14 protein-coding genes are annotated in these 17,301 nt (G+C 59.8%); 2 read left to right on the plus strand and 12 right to left on the minus strand.

The features are described 5' to 3' along the window. Nucleotides 1-32 precede the first annotated feature (32 nt). The 11 genes from ZBT109_RS09135 to ZBT109_RS09185 form a co-directional block, all read right to left on the minus strand. Entirely contained in the window at nucleotides 33-1,328 is a 1,296-nt protein-coding gene (locus ZBT109_RS09135; protein WP_027704937.1) for an adenylosuccinate synthase, read from the minus strand. Between the two features lie 273 nt (nucleotides 1,329-1,601). After that, on the minus strand, nucleotides 1,602-2,798 hold the full coding sequence (locus tag ZBT109_RS09140; RefSeq protein WP_027704936.1) for an ATP phosphoribosyltransferase regulatory subunit: 1,197 nt from the start codon (nucleotides 2,796-2,798) through the stop codon (nucleotides 1,602-1,604). 290 nt (nucleotides 2,799-3,088) lie between these two features. Then, nucleotides 3,089-3,958, minus strand: coding sequence for an SPFH domain-containing protein (locus ZBT109_RS09145; protein WP_027704935.1), 870 nt, complete (start codon nucleotides 3,956-3,958; stop codon nucleotides 3,089-3,091). Continuing rightward, the gene (gene hflK, locus ZBT109_RS09150) at nucleotides 3,958-5,244 is read right to left on the minus strand and encodes an FtsH protease activity modulator HflK (protein ID WP_027704934.1); all 1,287 of its coding nucleotides are present in this window, start codon (nucleotides 5,242-5,244) and stop codon (nucleotides 3,958-3,960) included. The genes ZBT109_RS09145 and hflK overlap by 1 nt, the downstream gene beginning before the upstream one ends. Before the next feature lie 215 nt (nucleotides 5,245-5,459). After that, nucleotides 5,460-6,767: a ribosome rescue GTPase HflX gene (gene hflX / locus ZBT109_RS09155; protein ID WP_027704933.1), complete on the minus strand. Its 1,308-nt coding sequence runs from the start codon at nucleotides 6,765-6,767 to the stop codon at nucleotides 5,460-5,462. Nucleotides 6,768-6,781: 14 nt separating this feature from the next. After that, the gene (hfq, locus tag ZBT109_RS09160; RefSeq protein WP_027704932.1) at nucleotides 6,782-7,051 is read right to left on the minus strand and encodes an RNA chaperone Hfq; all 270 of its coding nucleotides are present in this window, start codon (nucleotides 7,049-7,051) and stop codon (nucleotides 6,782-6,784) included. A 210-nt stretch (nucleotides 7,052-7,261) separates the two neighbouring features. After that, nucleotides 7,262-8,212, minus strand: coding sequence for a tRNA (adenosine(37)-N6)-dimethylallyltransferase MiaA (gene miaA, locus ZBT109_RS09165; RefSeq protein WP_027704931.1), 951 nt, complete (start codon nucleotides 8,210-8,212; stop codon nucleotides 7,262-7,264). Between the two features lie 96 nt (nucleotides 8,213-8,308). After that, nucleotides 8,309-10,528, minus strand: a complete 2,220-nt coding sequence (mutL, locus tag ZBT109_RS09170; protein WP_120185360.1) for a DNA mismatch repair endonuclease MutL — start codon at nucleotides 10,526-10,528, stop codon at nucleotides 8,309-8,311. Beyond that, nucleotides 10,525-12,027, minus strand: a complete 1,503-nt coding sequence (locus ZBT109_RS09175; protein ID WP_027704929.1) for an N-acetylmuramoyl-L-alanine amidase — start codon at nucleotides 12,025-12,027, stop codon at nucleotides 10,525-10,527. The genes mutL and ZBT109_RS09175 overlap by 4 nt, the downstream gene beginning before the upstream one ends. Continuing rightward, nucleotides 12,024-12,524 (minus strand): tRNA (adenosine(37)-N6)-threonylcarbamoyltransferase complex ATPase subunit type 1 TsaE, encoded by a 501-nt coding sequence (gene tsaE / locus ZBT109_RS09180; protein WP_038277994.1) that lies wholly within the window; start codon nucleotides 12,522-12,524, stop codon nucleotides 12,024-12,026. The genes ZBT109_RS09175 and tsaE overlap by 4 nt, the downstream gene beginning before the upstream one ends. Before the next feature lie 10 nt (nucleotides 12,525-12,534). Continuing rightward, nucleotides 12,535-14,088 (minus strand): NAD(P)H-hydrate dehydratase, encoded by a 1,554-nt coding sequence (locus ZBT109_RS09185; protein WP_084261770.1) that lies wholly within the window; start codon nucleotides 14,086-14,088, stop codon nucleotides 12,535-12,537. Between the two features lie 203 nt (nucleotides 14,089-14,291). Here ZBT109_RS09185 and queG point away from each other — a divergent pair, with 203 nt between their 5' ends. Then, on the plus strand, nucleotides 14,292-15,401 hold the full coding sequence (queG, locus tag ZBT109_RS09190) for a tRNA epoxyqueuosine(34) reductase QueG (RefSeq protein ID WP_027704927.1): 1,110 nt from the start codon (nucleotides 14,292-14,294) through the stop codon (nucleotides 15,399-15,401). 45 nt (nucleotides 15,402-15,446) lie between these two features. Here queG and orn read toward each other — a convergent pair whose 3' ends face one another. Then, nucleotides 15,447-16,001, minus strand: a complete 555-nt coding sequence (orn, locus tag ZBT109_RS09195) for an oligoribonuclease (RefSeq protein WP_027704926.1) — start codon at nucleotides 15,999-16,001, stop codon at nucleotides 15,447-15,449. Nucleotides 16,002-16,293: 292 nt separating this feature from the next. On the opposite strand from orn, the gene rsgA reads away from it, so the two are divergent. Continuing rightward, nucleotides 16,294-17,301, plus strand: a complete 1,008-nt coding sequence (gene rsgA, locus ZBT109_RS09200) for a small ribosomal subunit biogenesis GTPase RsgA (protein WP_027704925.1) — start codon at nucleotides 16,294-16,296, stop codon at nucleotides 17,299-17,301.

Here is a 17,301-nt window from a genome sequence, read left to right on the forward strand (position 1 = left end):
AGCCATGAGGCCTGCTTGCCGGGGCAGCGCGCTTATCCTTTGAACGGATTGCGCAAGATAATGGTTTCAAGACGGTCAGGCCCCGTCGAAATGATATCGATGGGTGCACCCACTTCCGCTTCAAGGAAACGGATATAGGCACGTGCATTTTCCGGCAGCTCGTCCAGCGAGCGTACGCCCAGCGTGGATTCCTGCCAGCCCTGCAGTTCTTCGTAAACCGGTTCGATTGCCTCAAAGCCTTCGTAGTCAACCGGCGTCGATACCAACTCGCCGTCCTGGGTGCGGTAGCCGGTGCAAACACGGATGACTTCCATGCCATCCAGTACGTCCAGTTTGGTCAGACACAGGCCAGAAATCGAGTTGATCTGTACGGCACGACGCAGTGCAACGGCATCAAACCAGCCGCAGCGGCGCGGACGTCCAGTGTTCGAACCAAACTCGTGACCACGTTCAGCCAGACGCTGGCCCTGATCATCGAACAGCTCGGTCGGGAACGGACCCGATCCCACACGCGTGGTGTACGCCTTGGTGATCCCCAGTACGTAGTCTAGGTACAGCGGCCCGAAGCCAGAACCAGTAGCCGTACCGCCAGCCGTGGTATTGGAGCTGGTTACGAACGGATAGGTACCATGGTCGATATCGAGCAACGACCCCTGCGCGCCTTCAAACAGAATCGGTTTGCCCTGTTCACGCAGCGAATGCACCAGGCTGACGGTGTCGCAGACCATCGGTTTCAGCTCTTCAGCCAGCGCCATGCACTGATCCAGCGTCTCCTGAAAGTCGACTTCAGGCGCACCGTGGTACTGAGTGAGGACAAAATTATGATACCTGAGTATTTCTTTCAACTTTTCAGCGAAACGTTCACGATGATACAAATCGCCCAGACGAACACCGCGACGCGCCACCTTGTCTTCATACGCTGGCCCGATACCGCGCCCAGTCGTACCAATCTTATCGTCGCCACGAGCACGTTCACGCGCCTGATCAAGCGCAATGTGATACGGCAGAATCAGCGGACACGCCGGAGACAGACGCAGACGTTCGCGCACGGGCACGCCACCGGATTCCAGCTCTGCCATTTCGCCCAGCAGAGCATCCGGCGACAGCACGACACCGTTACCGATGATGCAGGTGACGTTTTCATGCAGGATACCGGAAGGGATCAGGCGCAGAATGGTCTTCTTGCCGTCGATAACCAGCGTATGGCCCGCATTGTGGCCCCCCTGGAATCGCACGACGGCGGCTACGGATTCTGTAAGTAGGTCAACGACCTTACCCTTGCCTTCATCGCCCCACTGCGTACCGAGAACAACAACGTTCTTGCCCATGTCCATAGTGCTCGCTTGTGTCAGTGCGCCATTGCGCAGGTTTCGCTTTACGGATCTTCGCGCGTGTTGTCACTTGATCCCGTCGGACGCCTACCTTGCCCGCTCTTTCCACCGGGCACGCCTCGCCTCACTCATGATGCGCTGGCTCGCCGATCATTGAGAAGGAGCAGCAGTACAGGCGTCAGCAGACCGTAATGGCTACGATCCGATCATGTCTTGTCGTCAAACGCAGATATGCCGACAGAGGTGAGGCTGTCGGCATATCGGTATTGCTTATCGGGTAGAGGTATCCGTACAGGGTACGACTATCCACTCTCCGCCACGCTGAATCAGCATCCTGTTGCAGCGGTGCGCCTCAGGCCCGGTTTCTTGCCCGGGCAGCGCTTCGATAACCCGTTCACCGGCTGCGCGAAGTTCATTGATGAGATCGTTGAGCTCCGCGCCCTCCTCGACGGGTGCCCAAATGCCATCGTTGGGCGGCGTCTGCTCATCAAGCCGCGCCAGCAGCTTAAGCTCCAGCGTGCAGCCCGTCGCTGGGCGTGCTCGCCCGAAGGCCTTGCCTGCGTGATCGTAACGGCCACCGCGCGCCACGGCTTGGCCGAACTCCGGCACGTAGGCCGCAAAGACGACACCAGTGTGGTATTCATAGCCACGCAGCTCGCCCAGATCGAAATAGAGCGTCACTTCGGGGTAGGCATAACTCAGCGCCTGTGCCAGCGCCTGTAAGTCCTGAATAGCCACACGCACGGACTCGGGAGCGTCCTCGAACGTCTTAGCGGCCTGCGCCAGCACATCGACCCCGCCGTTCAGGCGCGGCAATGCACTCAGCATGCGCAGGATGTCTTCAGACAGGGTCACACCCTCAAGCAGTGCGTCCACTTCCGCCAGCGACTTACGTTCCAGAGCTTCGAACAGTGCGGCTTCGGTTTCGGCATCCAGCCCCGCGGATTTCACCAACCCACGGTACACACCGATATGGCCGAAGGCCAAATGGATGCGACGCGCACCGGCCTGCTCAAGGCTTGCCAGCACCAAGCGAACAATTTCAAGGTCTGCTTCCAGTCCGGCATAGCCGAACAGCTCCAGCCCGACCTGAACGGGACTGCGGCCCCCCTGATGCGGATCGGGCGTTGCGCGCAGCACGTGCGAGCAATAGCAGAGACGCGCAGGCCCTTCACGGTGCAGCGAGTGGGCATCCATGCGCGCCACCTGCGGCGTAACGTCGGCACTGATCCCCATTGTACGGCCACTAATGCGGTCGATCAGCTTGAAGGTCTGCAGGTCAAGGTCGCTGCCGGTACCGGTCAGAAGGGATTCGAGAAATTCGACGGGAGGAGGTACTACGAGGTCATAACCCCAACTGTTGTAGAGGTCGAGCAGTGCGCGGCGCAAGGATTCCATGCGCATCGCCTGAGGCGGTAACACCTCATCGATACCGTCAGGCAGAAGCCATCGATTGGCCTTATTCATTGTTCTGGACGCCCTAAATGAAGATGATGTGACACAGCATCATGGCAGTGCGGGAATGACCGTTGTGCAGTTCGACTCATCACCCGTTCATGATGATCGAAACACACGCGACAGACCTGAGGCAAACCTGATCGACTGACAAACGTCACCGTTCGAGCCGCTGCCCCGCTTCGCATAGTGCTGCCATAAAGAAACCGCCGACATGAAAAACCCGGGCACGGCGGCCCGGGATTTATGAGTCTAACACGACGGACGCTGCATTCAATCCTTGCAGCTTGTACCCCGTTCCGTCAACGCCCTGCTTTGATCCAGCGTATCAGATCATCTTCTGGCCCTAGCACCAGCACGCCATTGCCGTGCTGCATGCCTTCTCGCCAAGTCTTCAACCCCTGATAGAAGCGGAAGAAGGTCGGATTGCGCGTAAAGGCATCGTTGTAACGGGCAGCAATCTCAGCGTCGGTTGCACCGCGGGCTGTTTCAGCATTCTCGTGTGCCGTCGCCAGCAGCATCGCCTTACGGCGCTCAGCGTCCGCCCGCACCTGATCAGCCATATCTTGACCGTCAGAGGTCGCGGTGGTGGCATCATGCTGCCATGCTGCCGTCATTTTCTGCTCAACGTCAGCTACGCGTGCGTCCGGCAGTGTGATGCGACGGAACGCGACGCCGGTAACGGTTACGCCAAGCGTGTCATGAAGGCGACTGTCCAACACGCTGCGTACAGCCTGCAGGGCCTGATCCTGACGTGAAGTCGACAGGTCTGCTAACGTCAGATGACTCATCTGCTCAGTAAGCTGAGTCGCGACGGTCTGCATCAGTTCATGCGCTACCTTATTCTCATCGCCCTTGCGCGCACTGTCATAGCGTTCCGGCGAATCGATCTGCCAAGTCGCCACAAGGTCGCCCAGAATTTCCTCACCCGAGGACAGCACAAAGGTGCGCCCATCCAGCAGGCTGGTTTGCATACGCTTGTCGAACAGCACCACCTTGTCGACAATCGGCAGCTTAACGTGCAGGCCCGGTGCCAGATGACCATCGACGACCCGCTCAAAGCGTCGTTGGATACCGGTTTGCTGCTCGCTCACAACAAAGAAACTGGTACTGGCCAACCACGCCAGCATGGCCATCAGCGCGATCAGCACAAGTGATTTATTGCTGGGCATTACTGACGCCCCTCCTTGAGACTGCGGTCGTAATGACGCTCGCCGCTATCGCGGTCACTGCGGGCGGCGTCGCGTGGAGCCGTCTGAGCCTTAGCTGCAGGCGTTCCCGGCAGAGAGGCATGCCCACTGGCAGACGTTTCGCTGAGGTGTGGCGGCAGCAAAGGCGGTGGCCCCACTGGTGCAGGAGCGCCGGCAGGCGGCACCGACACGGCGGTGTTGTCGCTCTGTGTATTAACGGTGCGGATACCCGGTGCCGCCATGATGGCGCGGACGGCATCCAAATACAGGCGATCGCGAGTCACCTCAGGAGCGCGCTCATAGGTGTGCAGTACCGCCATGTACTGAGCAATGTCACTGCGTGCCCGCGCGATGGCAGTATCGTGATAGGCCCGCGATTCTTCCTGAAGCTGGTGCGCTTCACGCTCGGCCTGTGCGATCAGCTGATCGCGCTGCGTTTCGGCCTCCTGAATTGTGGCCTTGGCCTGCTGGCGCGCCTGCTCAGCAGCCTTCATGGCGGCTTCAACGGACTTGGGCACCGCCACTTCTTCGATGCGTATGTCGCGCAGTTCGGTACCGGTCAGCTGACCCGGAAACGCTGTCTGCAAAGCACTGCTGATCGCACTGCTCGTCGCAGTACGCTCACCGCTCAGCAGTTCATCTAACGGATGTGACGACACCACATGGCTGACCGCGGTATCAAGCGCGCTCTGCAGCATCTGTTCGGGATGTTCAACATTGCGGACGTAATCGACTGCCGACACAATGCGATAGCTTGCACGGACATGCAGCGTGACAAGATTGCCATCCTGGGTCAGCTGCTGGCGGCGAGTAACCAGCCAGTGGTCTTGACCAACGTTGACGCGTGTGACGCGATCAATCAGCGAAGGATTCCAGTGAATGCCGGATGCCACGGTGTTCTGATAGCGCCCCTGCCGCATCACGACGCCGACTTGGCCATCGCTGACCGTATAAACGCCAGCGCCCAGCCATACCAGAGCCGCGATACCGAGAATGGCACCCGGCAACACGAAAGCGTTGCCCTTACGGGAAGGCGGTGTATTCGGGTCGCGCGGGCCGCCAGAACGACGCTTGCCCGTCAGCGTACGCCATACCCGCTTGGCGACTTCGTCAAGATCAGGAGGCCGCTGAGAAGGGCGCTGCCGCCCCCCACGCCACGGATCGTGTTCAGGACGTCCCTGCGGTGCACCAGCGTTGCCGCCGCCATCCTGCGGCCGGGGATCATCACCCTTATCCTTGCCACCTTCACCAGGTGCCTTCCACGCCATATTTCTTCTCTCCACTGGCCTTTGCAGCACGATGCCCCGCCCACGGCGGAAAACATCCAGAACACAGGCCCTTGCATCGTTACGGGAAAGGTTCACCGATACCCATATCGGTGAACCTTTCGATAGATGGAGCACAGCATAGTGCCGCGCCGGCAGCAAGAGAACTGCCTTTGGTCAGACGGAAGAGGCGGCCCGCAACGCAGGCCGCCTCTGACTTACCAAGGATCCTGATCAGCCATTTCCGGCAGATAGCGATGCGGGTCTTCCCCAGCCTTCGACAACAGCTGCAGAAAATCGCGCCGCGGCAGACGGATACTCAGCATGATCTGCCCTTGTTCATCGAACTCTTCGCTCTGCACCGCGTCCTGAGCATAGAGCTGCGCACGCAGTGCCCCCTGATCGGGGCGCAGCGTCACACTCATGTCCACGACATCAATGGCCAAACGTTCGGACAACGCCTGACGCAGTTCATCGAACCCCGTCTGTTCGCGCGCCGATAGCCAGACGGCCGACGGTTCTTGCAGCCCATTGCGGTCGATGCGAGGTTCACTGCCCAGTCGGTCGATCTTGTTCATGACCATCAAGCGCGGCACGTTGTCCGCACCGATCTCGGCCAGCACATTCTCGACCTGCTCAATGTTAGCGTCGCGCTCAGGGTCTGCAGCATCCACAACATGGAGCAGCAGATCAGACTGCGCGGCTTCTTCGAGCGTGGCATGGAATGCTTCGACCAGCTTGTGCGGCAGATGACGAATGAATCCTACGGTATCGGCCAGCACAATCGGACCAACGTCCGCGATGTCGAGACGACGCAGCGTAGGATCAAGCGTAGCGAACAGCTGGTCAGCCGCATACACATCAGACGCCGTCAGCGCGTTGAACAGCGTCGACTTACCGGCGTTGGTGTAGCCCACCAGTGATACCGAGGGTATCTCGGCGCGCGAACGCGCCCGTCGGTTCTGCTCACGCTGCTTACGCACGCGCTCAAGACGCTTGTGAATCGACTTAATGCGCGCTCTCAAGAGACGTCGGTCGGTTTCGAGCTGGGTTTCCCCTGGCCCGCGCAGACCAATCCCGCCTTTCTGGCGCTCAAGGTGCGTCCAACCACGTACCAGACGCGTCGACATGTACTCGAGCTGAGCAAGCTCGACCTGCAACTTACCCTCGTGGGTACGCGCACGCTGAGCAAAGATGTCGAGGATCAGACCGGTACGGTCGAGAACGCGGCAAGAGAGCGCCCTTTCGAGGTTACGCTCTTGGGAAGGTGACAACGCGTGGTTGAAGATGACGATTTCGGCTTCGTGCTCAAGCACAGCAGCCTTTATCTCTTCAACCTTGCCTTCACCGATAAATGTCTTGGGATGGGCGAGCCGACGCGTGCCTTCGATAAGGACAGCCGGCTCGGCACCTGCAGAGCGAACAAGTTCCAGCAATTCAGCCGGATCTTCCGCATCTCGACCATTCTGGAAATCAATATGAACCAGAACCGCCGTTTCTCCCGATTCGGGACGTTCGAAAAACAATCAGCGCCTCGCGATCAATTATCCTGGTGTTGATGTTGATGCTGGCTGGCCTGGAAGTTCGGATCCTGAGCGGGCAAACGCACATTGCGAGAAGGTACAACCGTCGAGATGGCATGTTTGTAGACCATCTGGCTGACCGTGTTACGCAGCAGGATAACGAACTGATCGAACGATTCGATCTGCCCTTGCAGCTTGATGCCGTTTACCAGAAAGATGGAAACGGGAATGCGCTCCTTGCGGAGAATGTTCAGGTACGGATCTTGTAATGACTGTCCTTTGGACATGGATGTTCTCCGAAATAAAAGCCACGCGAGGTGGGGTCTTGTAAGCTCAGATACATGATACATGATACATGCAAAATGTTACAGTTTGCTAACGTTCATCTTACCTGAAACCTGTTCCTGACAACGCGATATCAGCGTGACAGCTGCCCCACTTGTACGACACTCGACCAGAACGCTTCATATTCTTGCCAAGCATTTCACAAGTGTACGCTATCTATGGACATCTCGCACCGTTTTCAACAGATGAGAAACAGCGTCGGATGCCGTCATGTCACACCAAGTAAGCGGTGTTTTCCAACTGCGTAACCACGTTATTTGGCGTTTCGCCAATTGACGGGTTGCCGCAATGGATTTGTCCCGAAATGCAGCGAAATCATCCTGCCCTTCTAGGTAGGCCCACGCCTGACGATAGCCCACACTGCGCATAGACGGCATATCCGCCGTTAGGTCGCCGCGCGCCCTCAAGGCTTCGACTTCCTCGATAAATCCTTGATTCAGCATCTCGTCGAAACGCACTTCGATGCGCTGATGCAGTACCGAGCGTTCCGCAGGGGCCAACGCCAGCGTCTGCACTCGCCACGGCAGAGGCTGGCGCTGCTGCTCTTGCCAGAAGTCGGTCAACGTACGTCCTGTCTGATGATAGACCTCTAGTGCGCGCAGCGTGCGCTGAGGGTCGTTGGGATGAATTCGCGCCCCCGACTCAGGATCAACTCGTTTCAGCTCGGCATGCAGGGCTAGCAGCCCTTCACATTCCAAACGTTCTGCCAGCGCCTGCCGAACCTCGGGTGACGTCGCAGGCAGGTTGGTATTGCCCTCCAGCAGCGTCTTGAAATACAGCATGGTGCCACCGACCAGCAGCGGCGTGCGCCCAGCAGCGAGAATATCGTCAATCTCGCGAATGGCATCGCGACGAAATTCACCCGTCGAATAGCCTTCCGAAGGATCACGGATGTCAATAAGACGGTGAGGAACCTGCCGAAGTTCCTCAGCGGTGGGCTTGGCCGTCCCGATGTTCATATCACGATAGACCATTGCGGAATCGACACTGATGACGTCGCCTTCGCCTTCGGCATGCAGAATGGAGGCCGCAGCCGTCTTGCCCGAGGCCGTCGGCCCCAGAATGAAGACCACCCGAGGGCGGTCGTCGTGAGTCACACTCATAGAATCTCTCTTGCCAGCAACGGATACACTCCGCCACCTCTGATCATGGCGCTGCCCGATACGCCGCTAGGCTTCGCCATGGAAATGAATGGGCGACTACTGCCCACGCAGGAACAATTTGTCCAGATCTTTCATTGACAGCGTCGTCCACGTCGGACGCCCGTGATTGCACTGCCCGCTGCGCTCAGTAATTTCCATATCACGCAGCAAGGCGTTCATCTCGTTGAGGGTCAGGTGACGATTAGCGCGTACGCTGCCGTGACATGCCATCGTAGACAGGATCTCGTTCAAGCGCGCCTGAATGCGATCGGAACGACCAAACTTTTCCAGCTCATCCAACATGTCGCGAATCAGTGGCTCGACATCTTCCTGACCGCTACGCCCAATCAGCAGAGTCGGTATCTGGCGTACCAGCAGCGTTTCAGGACCGGCCGCATCCAGCTCGACACCGAGACGCACAAAAGCATCCTGCTCCTGCATAGCCAGTTCAACCTGCGCCTCGCTGACCGCTATTGATACGGGAACCAGCAGTGGCTGAGCACTGACCTGCCCCGCATCGTACTGCTGCTTGAGACGCTCGTAGGTGATGCGTTCGTGGGCGGCATGCATGTCTACAATCACCATGCCTTCCGCAGTCTGCGACAGGATATAGACACCGTGCAGCTGTGCCACGGCATAGCCCAGTGGCGGCGCAGTAGTGGCATCATCCTCTGGAAGACGCGGGACTGTAGTAACGCCTTGCGACTGCGACTGCGACTGCGACTGCGACTGCGACTGCGACTGCGACTGCGACTGCGACTGCGACTGCGACTGCGACTGCGACTGCGACTGCGACTGCGACTGCGACTGCGACTGCGACTGCGACTGCGACTGCGACTGCGACTGCGGGATCATGCGATCATCGGCATCCGTCATGTCCAGCGGCACTGAAGCCTTCTGCAATGCTACTGGCATTGCTACAGGGGGTACTGAGCCACTGCCCGCCGTGCTTACGCGCTGTGGTGACAGTAGCTGCGCTTCCTGCTCGCGCGGATGCAATGCACGGTAGCCGTCCATAAACTCTTTGATACGCTCTGCCGCCGGACGAGGCTCATTGCTTGTGCGCGCGGCACTACCACTCCCTCCCGTCCCGCTGCTCAATGAAGGCGAGGTATCGCGCGGCGCCAACCCAAAGGCCTGCTGCTGAGGCGCGCGCTCGGTTTCGCGTGCGGCACCACTGGGGGCCGTCAGGATTTCACCTGTCGCCGGATCGACGCGCTCGGTGGAGGGTTCCTCTTCGGCACGTTTCGCCCCAGCACGCGTATCAGCCAATGCACGGTGAAGACTGGAAAACAGGAAGTCGTGTACCAGGCGCGAATCGCGGAAACGCACTTCATGCTTGGTCGGGTGCACGTTGACATCGACGACGTGAGGATCAAGTTCCAGATACAGCACGAAGATCGGATGACGCCCGTTATACAGCACATCGCGGTAGGCCTGACGAATGGCATGCGCCACCAGCCGGTCGCGAATAACACGGCCGTTGACGAAGAAGTACTGCTGGTCTGCCTGCGCGCGGGTGTGCGTGGGCGCGCCGACCCAGCCCCACAGGCGCAGCCCGGTAGCTTCAGCATCAACCTGCAGGGCGTTCTGCATCATGTCCTTGCCCAGCAGAGCCGCAACACGCGCTTCGCAGGCGGTCGGGTGGTCAGCAGGCCGCAGATGGTGCAATACCTTCTGGTTGTGCTGCAATCGCCAACCGATATCGAAGCGCGACAGCGCTAGACGACGGAACGTTTCTTCAACATGACCAAATTCGGTTTTTTCCGTACGCAGGAACTTGCGGCGGGCGGGCGTATTGAAGAACAGATCCCGGATCAGCAACGACGTACCGCGGGGATGAGGCGCTGGCGTCACGCGTGAGACCATCTCGCGCCCTTCGGCACAGACGCGCCAGCCCTGAGTCGGCACATCGGTCACGTTTGAGAACAGCTCAAGGCGCGATACGGAACTGATCGCCGCCAGTGCCTCACCGCGAAACCCCAGACTTTCCACCCCTTCCAGATCATCAAGGGTGTTGATCTTGCTAGTGGCATGGCGGGACAGCGCCAGCGGCATATCGTCAGGCTGGATACCCGAACCGTTGTCACGCACGCGGATCAACCGCGTGCCACCAGCTTCCAGTTCGATGTCGATTGAGGTAGCACCGGCGTCGATTGAGTTTTCGACCACTTCCTTGAGCACTGAAGCCGGGCGTTCAACCACCTCACCCGCCGCGATCTGGTTCGCCAGTCGCGGCGAAAGAATATGAATTCGAGAACTTTGAGCGTCACTCATGGCAGTTTCAGCACCTGTCCAACGTTGACCTGATCCCGTTTAAGCGCATTGAGCCGCTTCAACGTCGCGATATCCGTCCCATAGGCAGCAGCAATGCTGCTTAGCGTTTCACCCGTACTAACCCGGTGGCGTCCGCTGACACCACTGACGTTCGTGCTGCCAACAGTGGCGCTCGGCGCACGCGCTGCCACGGGCGCAGCAGAGGTCGGGCGTGCAGCACTGGAGGCCAGCCCTGTTCCGGGCGGTGGATGACGCCGGAAGTAGTGCTGGATACCCGTCGAAATCGCCGTTGCCAGCTTCTGCTGATGCGCAGGGGTCTGCAGCAAGCGGGCTTCCGCCGGTGTGGTAATAAAGCCGGTTTCGACCAGCAGCGAAGGAATATCGGGCGACTTCAGCACCACAAAGCCAGCCTGCTCTACACTGCCTTTGTGCAGCCGGTTGAAACTCCCGATCTGCTTGATGACATCGTTACCGACACTCAGCGAGGCATTGACAGTCGCCGTCATGCTGAGGTCGAGCAGCACGCCGCGCAGCATTTCATCCTTATCTTCGAGACTGAGATCACCGCCCACGCCGCCAATCAAATCGGCGCTGTTTTCGGACTGTGCCAGCCAGCGGGCCGTTTCGGAGGTCGCACCATGCTGCGATAGCGCGAATACCGATGAACCGCGCGGCGTCGTGGAACGCGCGGCATCCGCATGAATCGACACAAACAGATCAGCATGGTGACGCCGCGCAAAGGCGCTGCGATCACGCAATGGCAGGAAGACATCACTGTTGCGCGTCAACACGGCTTGAAAGCCCGGCGTGGCATCCAGCGTGGCCTTCAGGCGTCGGGCAATCGCCAGCACCACATCCTTTTCATGCACGCCCCCGCTACCACCGGCACCGGGGTCTTTACCACCGTGACCGGGATCGATCACGACGATGATATTGCGCCCTCTGCCGATTCGCGCATTGGCCACCTGCTGAGCCGCCACATCGGGAGCCGCCGGTGTTTCTGCTTGACGCCGTGCGTTGGCCGCCTGCTGCTGCACGATATCATTGATAGGATCACGCTTGACCGTTGAAGGGTGATCGTCAGCCAACTGGCGCGCGGCCGAACCGGCACGCTGTAAGTCAACGACGACGCGACTGCCCTTACGCCCCGCGGCGGGCCCCATCGGGAACTGGCTATATATCACCGGCTGCGCTAAGTCGACGACCAAGCGCAGATGATGCCCGTCACGCGCGGCCCAGCGTACATTGCGGAACAGCGCCTCGCGCTGGGCGGTGCCGTTCAGGTTGGCTTTGACCTGCGTATTGTCGAAGTCCACTACCAACCGATCGGGCTTCTCAAGCGTAAAGACCCGGTAAGGCACATCCTGCGATAGATCGAAGACCACGCGCGTAGTGCCGTCCTGCGTCCATGTCCGCATGCCCTGCAGCTCGGCGGCCAGCACCGAGGGTGCCACCAGCACCAACAGGCACAGCAATGCCCAGTGCCAGAGCCGCCTCACGGCAATACCTCGATATCGGTGACGGTGGCCCGCAACCGCACCAGCGCCTGCTCACCCGATACCGAATGAGCGGCCACATCGGCAATGCGTCCCGGCAGGTCAAGCGTCAGCGTAACGACCAAATCCGGCGTCGGCAGCTCGCCCTCGCCCATCGACGGCCACTCAATGATGTTGAGACTGCCCTCTTCGAACAGCTCACGCGCGCCCATAAAGGCCAACTCTTCAGGATCCCCTAAACGATAGAGATCGAAATGATGAATGCGCTGCCCGTTAACGTCGTAAGGTTCAAGCAGGGTATAGGTTGGGCTCTTAACTGCACCGTCGTGCCCAGCTCCGCGCAGAATGCCGCGTGTCAGAGTCGTCTTGCCCGCGCCCAGATCGCCTTCCAGCCAGATATGGCCCTGCCAGCGCAGCGCTTCGCCCAGATAGCGTCCCAATCGAATCTGGCTATCTTCATCGGGCAGTCTGAAACGCTGCCATTGTTGCTGTGTCGTCATCACTATCCACTCAACCTGCAGAATCAGGATTCACCCGGCGACGCGCATGGTCTGCCAGGTCGCTTGCCAACAGCCCCCGCTGCCCGCCCTCTCGTGCCGCATCGTCGGCGGCCTGCGCATGCACTAGCACACCTATGCTGGCCGCATCGAACGCGGACAGCCCCTGTGCCCAAAGCCCTGCAATCATGCCGCCCAGCACATCACCCATACCGCCAGAGGCCATGCCCGGATTGCCATAGGGACACAGCGCCAACTGCTGCGGGGTATCTCCCCCGATGACCAGCGTGCCGTTACCTTTCAGCACCACGATTCCCCCCCATGTCTGCCACAGCGCACGTGCGGCACCCAAGCGATCAGCCTGAATATCGGCGGCCGAACAGTCCAGCAGCATGGCGGCCTCCCCGGGATGGGGGGTCAGAATCCAGTCGTCACGGCGCTCGCCAGCCGCCATGCGCTTCAACAGATGAAGCCCATCGGCATCAATCAGGCAGGGCCCTTGGCGGCCCAACACCGCGTCAAATAGCCCCTCGCCCCACGCCTGCTGACCCAACCCCGGCCCGACCGCCACTACGTCCGCCTGTGCCAATAGCCCACTGATGTCATGCGCATTGCGTACGCCACGCACCATCACCTCAGGACAGCGCACCAGCGCGGGGGCAATATGCGCGGTGTCCGTTGCCAGACTGACTTTACCGGCACCGACGCGAGCGGCAGCCTCAGCGCTCAAAATGGTCGAGCCGCCAAAGCCCTGCTGTCCACCGACCACCAGCAGCTGACCACAGTGCCCTTTATGGGTACTGGGACGGCGGGCGGGCAGATGACGTGCGCGATCGCTATCATGCAACACCCACCCGCTCCATTCCGCCTGCATGCGCCACTGATCGTCCACACCCAAGGCTGCAAAGACGACGTCGCCCGCATGATCGGGACCCATTCCGGTAAACAGTCCGGGCTTGCGGGTAATGAACGTTACCGTCACGTCAGCCTGCACGATGGGCTGACCAGCACCAGTATCACACTGCAGGCCCGACGGTAGGTCCAGCGCCAGCACAGGCATGCCGGCGGCATTGATTGCATCAATCGCGGCGCCATAAGCACCGTCGACCTGCCCGCGTACGCCCGTGCCCAACAGCGCATCAACGATCAGATCAGCCTCGGCCAGCGATGCAGCCGAAGCCTCGAACGTCACGCCTTCGGCGCGCGCCAGAGCGACAGCTTCAGCCGCTTCACCCTTAAGTTCCGCGGGCGGCACCAGCGCCCAAACCTGCGCCGACAGTCCCGCACGCCGGGCAAGCGCCGCCACAACATAGCCATCACCGGCGTTGTTACCGCCGCCACAGACAATCACCAGTCGACGCGCATGCGCCCAGCGCTGCCTTGCCACGTCAAAGGCGCGACGGCCCGCGCGGTGCATTAACCCGAACGCCCCCGCCATACGGCAGGCGATCGCATCCAGCGCGCGTCCTTGCTCGGCGGTATACAGCCGCCGCGACAGTGGCTGTTCTTCAAGCGGTAGGGAAGCCGTCGGCACCGTGGGCCGCTGACTGTTTGCGGGAGTACTCATGACGCAGCTCCTGAAGGAAAGGCCTAATATTCATGATGAGCATCATACCTTAACGCCTGCCGGGATGCGGTCATTGCGCAACCACTGTTACCCGTTGTCATCGACAGGCAATCCTCATCTTCGTTCAGTGTTCCTGCCATGCTGAAGCCACGCCACACTTTCAGGTACCATGAGCGTTTTTCTGGCTATGGTTGCTGACGCCCATGAGTACACCGCCCTCTCCTGACACGCCCGACATGGCCGCGCTGGCCGAACAGATCAAGCTTTGGGGCCGCGAACTAGGCTTTCAGCAAGTGGGCATCACGGATGTCGATCTGGGCGAGCATGCCGAGCGCCATCGACGCTGGCTGGCCGCTGGCTATCACGGCGAAATGGATTACATGGCACGCCACGGCGAGCTACGGACGCGTCCCGAACTGCTGGTCGAAGGTACCCAGCGCATCATCGTCGTGCGTATGAACTACCTGCCCCCCGAAGTCGAAACCACCAAAGTACTGAGCCAGCCCAGCAAAGCCTACATTTCGCGCTACGCGCTCGGGCGTGACTATCACAAGGTGATCCGCAAGCGCCTGTCAACACTGGCTAAACAGATCGAAAAGGCGGTCGGCCCGTTCGGCCATCGTGCCTTCGTCGACTCTGCTCCCGTGCTCGAACGGGGCCTTGCTCAGAAAGCGGGGCTGGGCTGGACTGGCAAAAATTCGCTGATTCTCCACCCCAAGGCCGGTTCGCTGTTCTTTCTAGGCGAACTGTTCACCGACCTGCCGCTGCCCATCGACAAGCCGTACGACAAGATCCACTGCGGGAAATGCCAGCGTTGCCGTGACATGTGCCCGACCCAAGCCATCGTCGACGATCAGGTGGTCGACGCACGACGCTGCATCTCGTACCTCACCATTGAACTGAATGGCCCGATCCCGGAAGAACTTCGTTCGATGATGGGTAATCGCGTATACGGCTGCGACGACTGCCAGCTGGTCTGCCCATTCACCCGCTTTGCCAAGGCCAGTCAGGAAGACGACTTCGCTCCTCGTCACGACCTTGACCGTACCGATCTACTGACCCTGTTTAACTGGAGTGAAGATGACTTCCTCGACCGCACGGCAGGCAGCCCCATTCGCCGCATTGGCTATGAAAAATGGCTGCGCAACATGGCCGTCGGGCTGGGCAATGCCCCGTATTCTGCCGAGGTCGTAGCCGCACTGGAAGCGCGTCTCGATTACCCTTCAGCGCTCGTACAGGAACACGTACGCTGGGCGCTCGATCAGCAGCAACACCGCCAGAGTGCCCTGATCACCGTATCGCCCGCCGACTAACTGCGCGCTATCACACCGAGTGGCGACACACGGCCTCACGCGCGATTACAGCGCGAGGAAGTGCTCACGGTAGTAGGTCAGCTCAGCGATAGATTCCTGAATATCATCCAGCGCCTGATGGGTGGCCTTTTTCTTGAAGCCGCCCAAAATCGACGGTTTCCAGCGACGCGCCAGCTCTTTCAGCGTCGAGACATCCAGATTGCGGTAGTGGAAGAAAGAAGCCAGCTCGGGCATTTCACTGTTCAGAAAGCGGCGATCCTGATGCACGCTGTTGCCACACATCGGCGATACGCCCGCGTCAACGTACTGACGCAGAAATTCTAGCGTCATCTGTTCCGCCTGCGCGGTATTGACGGCGCTTTCGCGCACGCGCTTCACCAGACCCGAACCGGTATGCGTGCGCGTGTTCCACTCGTCCATGTTTTCCAGCAGCTCGTCTGGCTGGTGCACAGCGATGACCGGCCCTTGCTCGATGACATTCAGGTCGCTGTCCGTGACGATCGTAGCGACTTCGATAATGCGTTCATGCTCTGGATCAAGCCCCGTCATTTCCAGATCAATCCAGATCAAGCGATCTGCCATTGCAGCCTGCTGGCTCATACGTGATGTCCTAGATAAAGAAGAAAGAAGGTAATGAAGGCAAACGGTCTCTCAGAAACGACCATGATAGCGTGACGCGCCCACGGTATCGAACCCCATTACCCACCAGAGCAGAAACCTACTCGCAGCAGTCGACCATCATAGGAATCGCAGTCTGGCAGTGTTCATGGCATGATGCAGGGTCTGAACGCACGGCGATCAACGCCATTGCGCGTCGATACGGCGCGCGCTCGGCTACGCTGATACGTAGCATCATCGTTCCTTTTCATTCGAGTAGTGAGGTTGTTCATTCATGGCGGGCCGCAAACTGACACGTCAACAGCGCTGGCGCATCGACAAGATCCAAGCAGAACGCAATCGCCGCGCCGACAAGAAAGAGGCCGCCCTCGATGAAGAGGCGATGGGGCCCGAGCACCGCGGCCGCGTGATCGCGCATTTTGGCCGTACGCTCGAAGTGGAGGGGATGGAAGAAGAAGCGGTTGCAGGCAAGCGGTTTCGCTGTCACCAGCGTGCCAATCTGGAATCGTTGGTCACTGGCGATATCGTCAGCTGGCGTGAACTGAAAGATGGACTGGGCGTTGTGGTCGGCCGCTTCGATCGTCATTCAACGCTGGAACGCCCCGATGCCCGCGGCATCCTCAAGCCGGTAGCCGCCAACATCGACCGTATCCTGATCGTGGTAGCCGTCGAGCCGGTGCCGTTCGCCAACCTGATCGACCGCTATCTGGTCGCCGCCGAAGCCACGGGCATCACACCGGCGTTGGTCATCAACAAGACCGACCTACCCGCCGATCCAGAACTCGATACGCTCAAGGCACGCTATCAGCGACTGGGCTACGACGTGCTGCCCGCCTCCGTTCGTCAACAACATGGCCTAGACGTACTGCGCGAGGCGTTGAAAGACCTCACTACCGTGTTCGTCGGCCAATCGGGCGTGGGCAAATCATCATTGATCAATACCCTACTGCCCAGTGAAGACATCCGCGTCGGCGCACTGTCTGAAGACAGCCGCAAGGGAACGCACACCACCACCACCGCGCGGCTGTACCACTTCCCCGCCGGCGGTGATCTGATCGACTCTCCGGGGATCCGTGAATTCGGACTTGGCCACCTGACCGAACAGCAGGTGACCGATGGTTTCGTCGAATTTCGCCCGTTTCTGGGACACTGCCGCTTTCGCGACTGTATGCACCGCGAAGAACCCGGCTGTGCTCTGCGCGAAGCGGTCGCGGAAGGCAAAATCGACCTGGCCCGTTTCGAAAGCTACCAGCGCATCGTCCACTCGCTGACAGCCTCCTGA

This window comes from Zymobacter palmae (assembly GCF_003610015.1).
GTDB lineage: Bacteria > Pseudomonadota > Gammaproteobacteria > Pseudomonadales > Halomonadaceae > Zymobacter > Zymobacter palmae.

What these genes read in the sequence shown, in the direction of transcription:
- ZBT109_RS09135 (WP_027704937.1), bottom strand. Translation starts at nt 1,328, where the DNA reads ATGGGCAAGAACGTTGTTGTTCTCGGTACGCAGTGGGGCGATGAAGGC.
- ZBT109_RS09140 (WP_027704936.1), bottom strand. Translation starts at nt 2,798, where the DNA reads ATGAATAAGGCCAATCGATGGCTTCTGCCTGACGGTATCGATGAGGTG.
- ZBT109_RS09145 (WP_027704935.1), bottom strand. Translation starts at nt 3,958, where the DNA reads ATGCCCAGCAATAAATCACTTGTGCTGATCGCGCTGATGGCCATGCTG.
- hflK (WP_027704934.1), bottom strand. Translation starts at nt 5,244, where the DNA reads ATGGCGTGGAAGGCACCTGGTGAAGGTGGCAAGGATAAGGGTGATGAT.
- hfq (WP_027704932.1), bottom strand. Translation starts at nt 7,051, where the DNA reads ATGTCCAAAGGACAGTCATTACAAGATCCGTACCTGAACATTCTCCGC.
- miaA (WP_027704931.1), bottom strand. Translation starts at nt 8,212, where the DNA reads ATGAGTGTGACTCACGACGACCGCCCTCGGGTGGTCTTCATTCTGGGG.
- mutL (WP_120185360.1), bottom strand. Translation starts at nt 10,528, where the DNA reads ATGAGTGACGCTCAAAGTTCTCGAATTCATATTCTTTCGCCGCGACTG.
- tsaE (WP_038277994.1), bottom strand. Translation starts at nt 12,524, where the DNA reads ATGACGACACAGCAACAATGGCAGCGTTTCAGACTGCCCGATGAAGAT.
- ZBT109_RS09185 (WP_084261770.1), bottom strand. Translation starts at nt 14,088, where the DNA reads ATGAGTACTCCCGCAAACAGTCAGCGGCCCACGGTGCCGACGGCTTCC.
- queG (WP_027704927.1), top strand. Translation starts at nt 14,292, where the DNA reads ATGAGTACACCGCCCTCTCCTGACACGCCCGACATGGCCGCGCTGGCC.
- orn (WP_027704926.1), bottom strand. Translation starts at nt 16,001, where the DNA reads ATGAGCCAGCAGGCTGCAATGGCAGATCGCTTGATCTGGATTGATCTG.
- rsgA (WP_027704925.1), top strand. Translation starts at nt 16,294, where the DNA reads ATGGCGGGCCGCAAACTGACACGTCAACAGCGCTGGCGCATCGACAAG.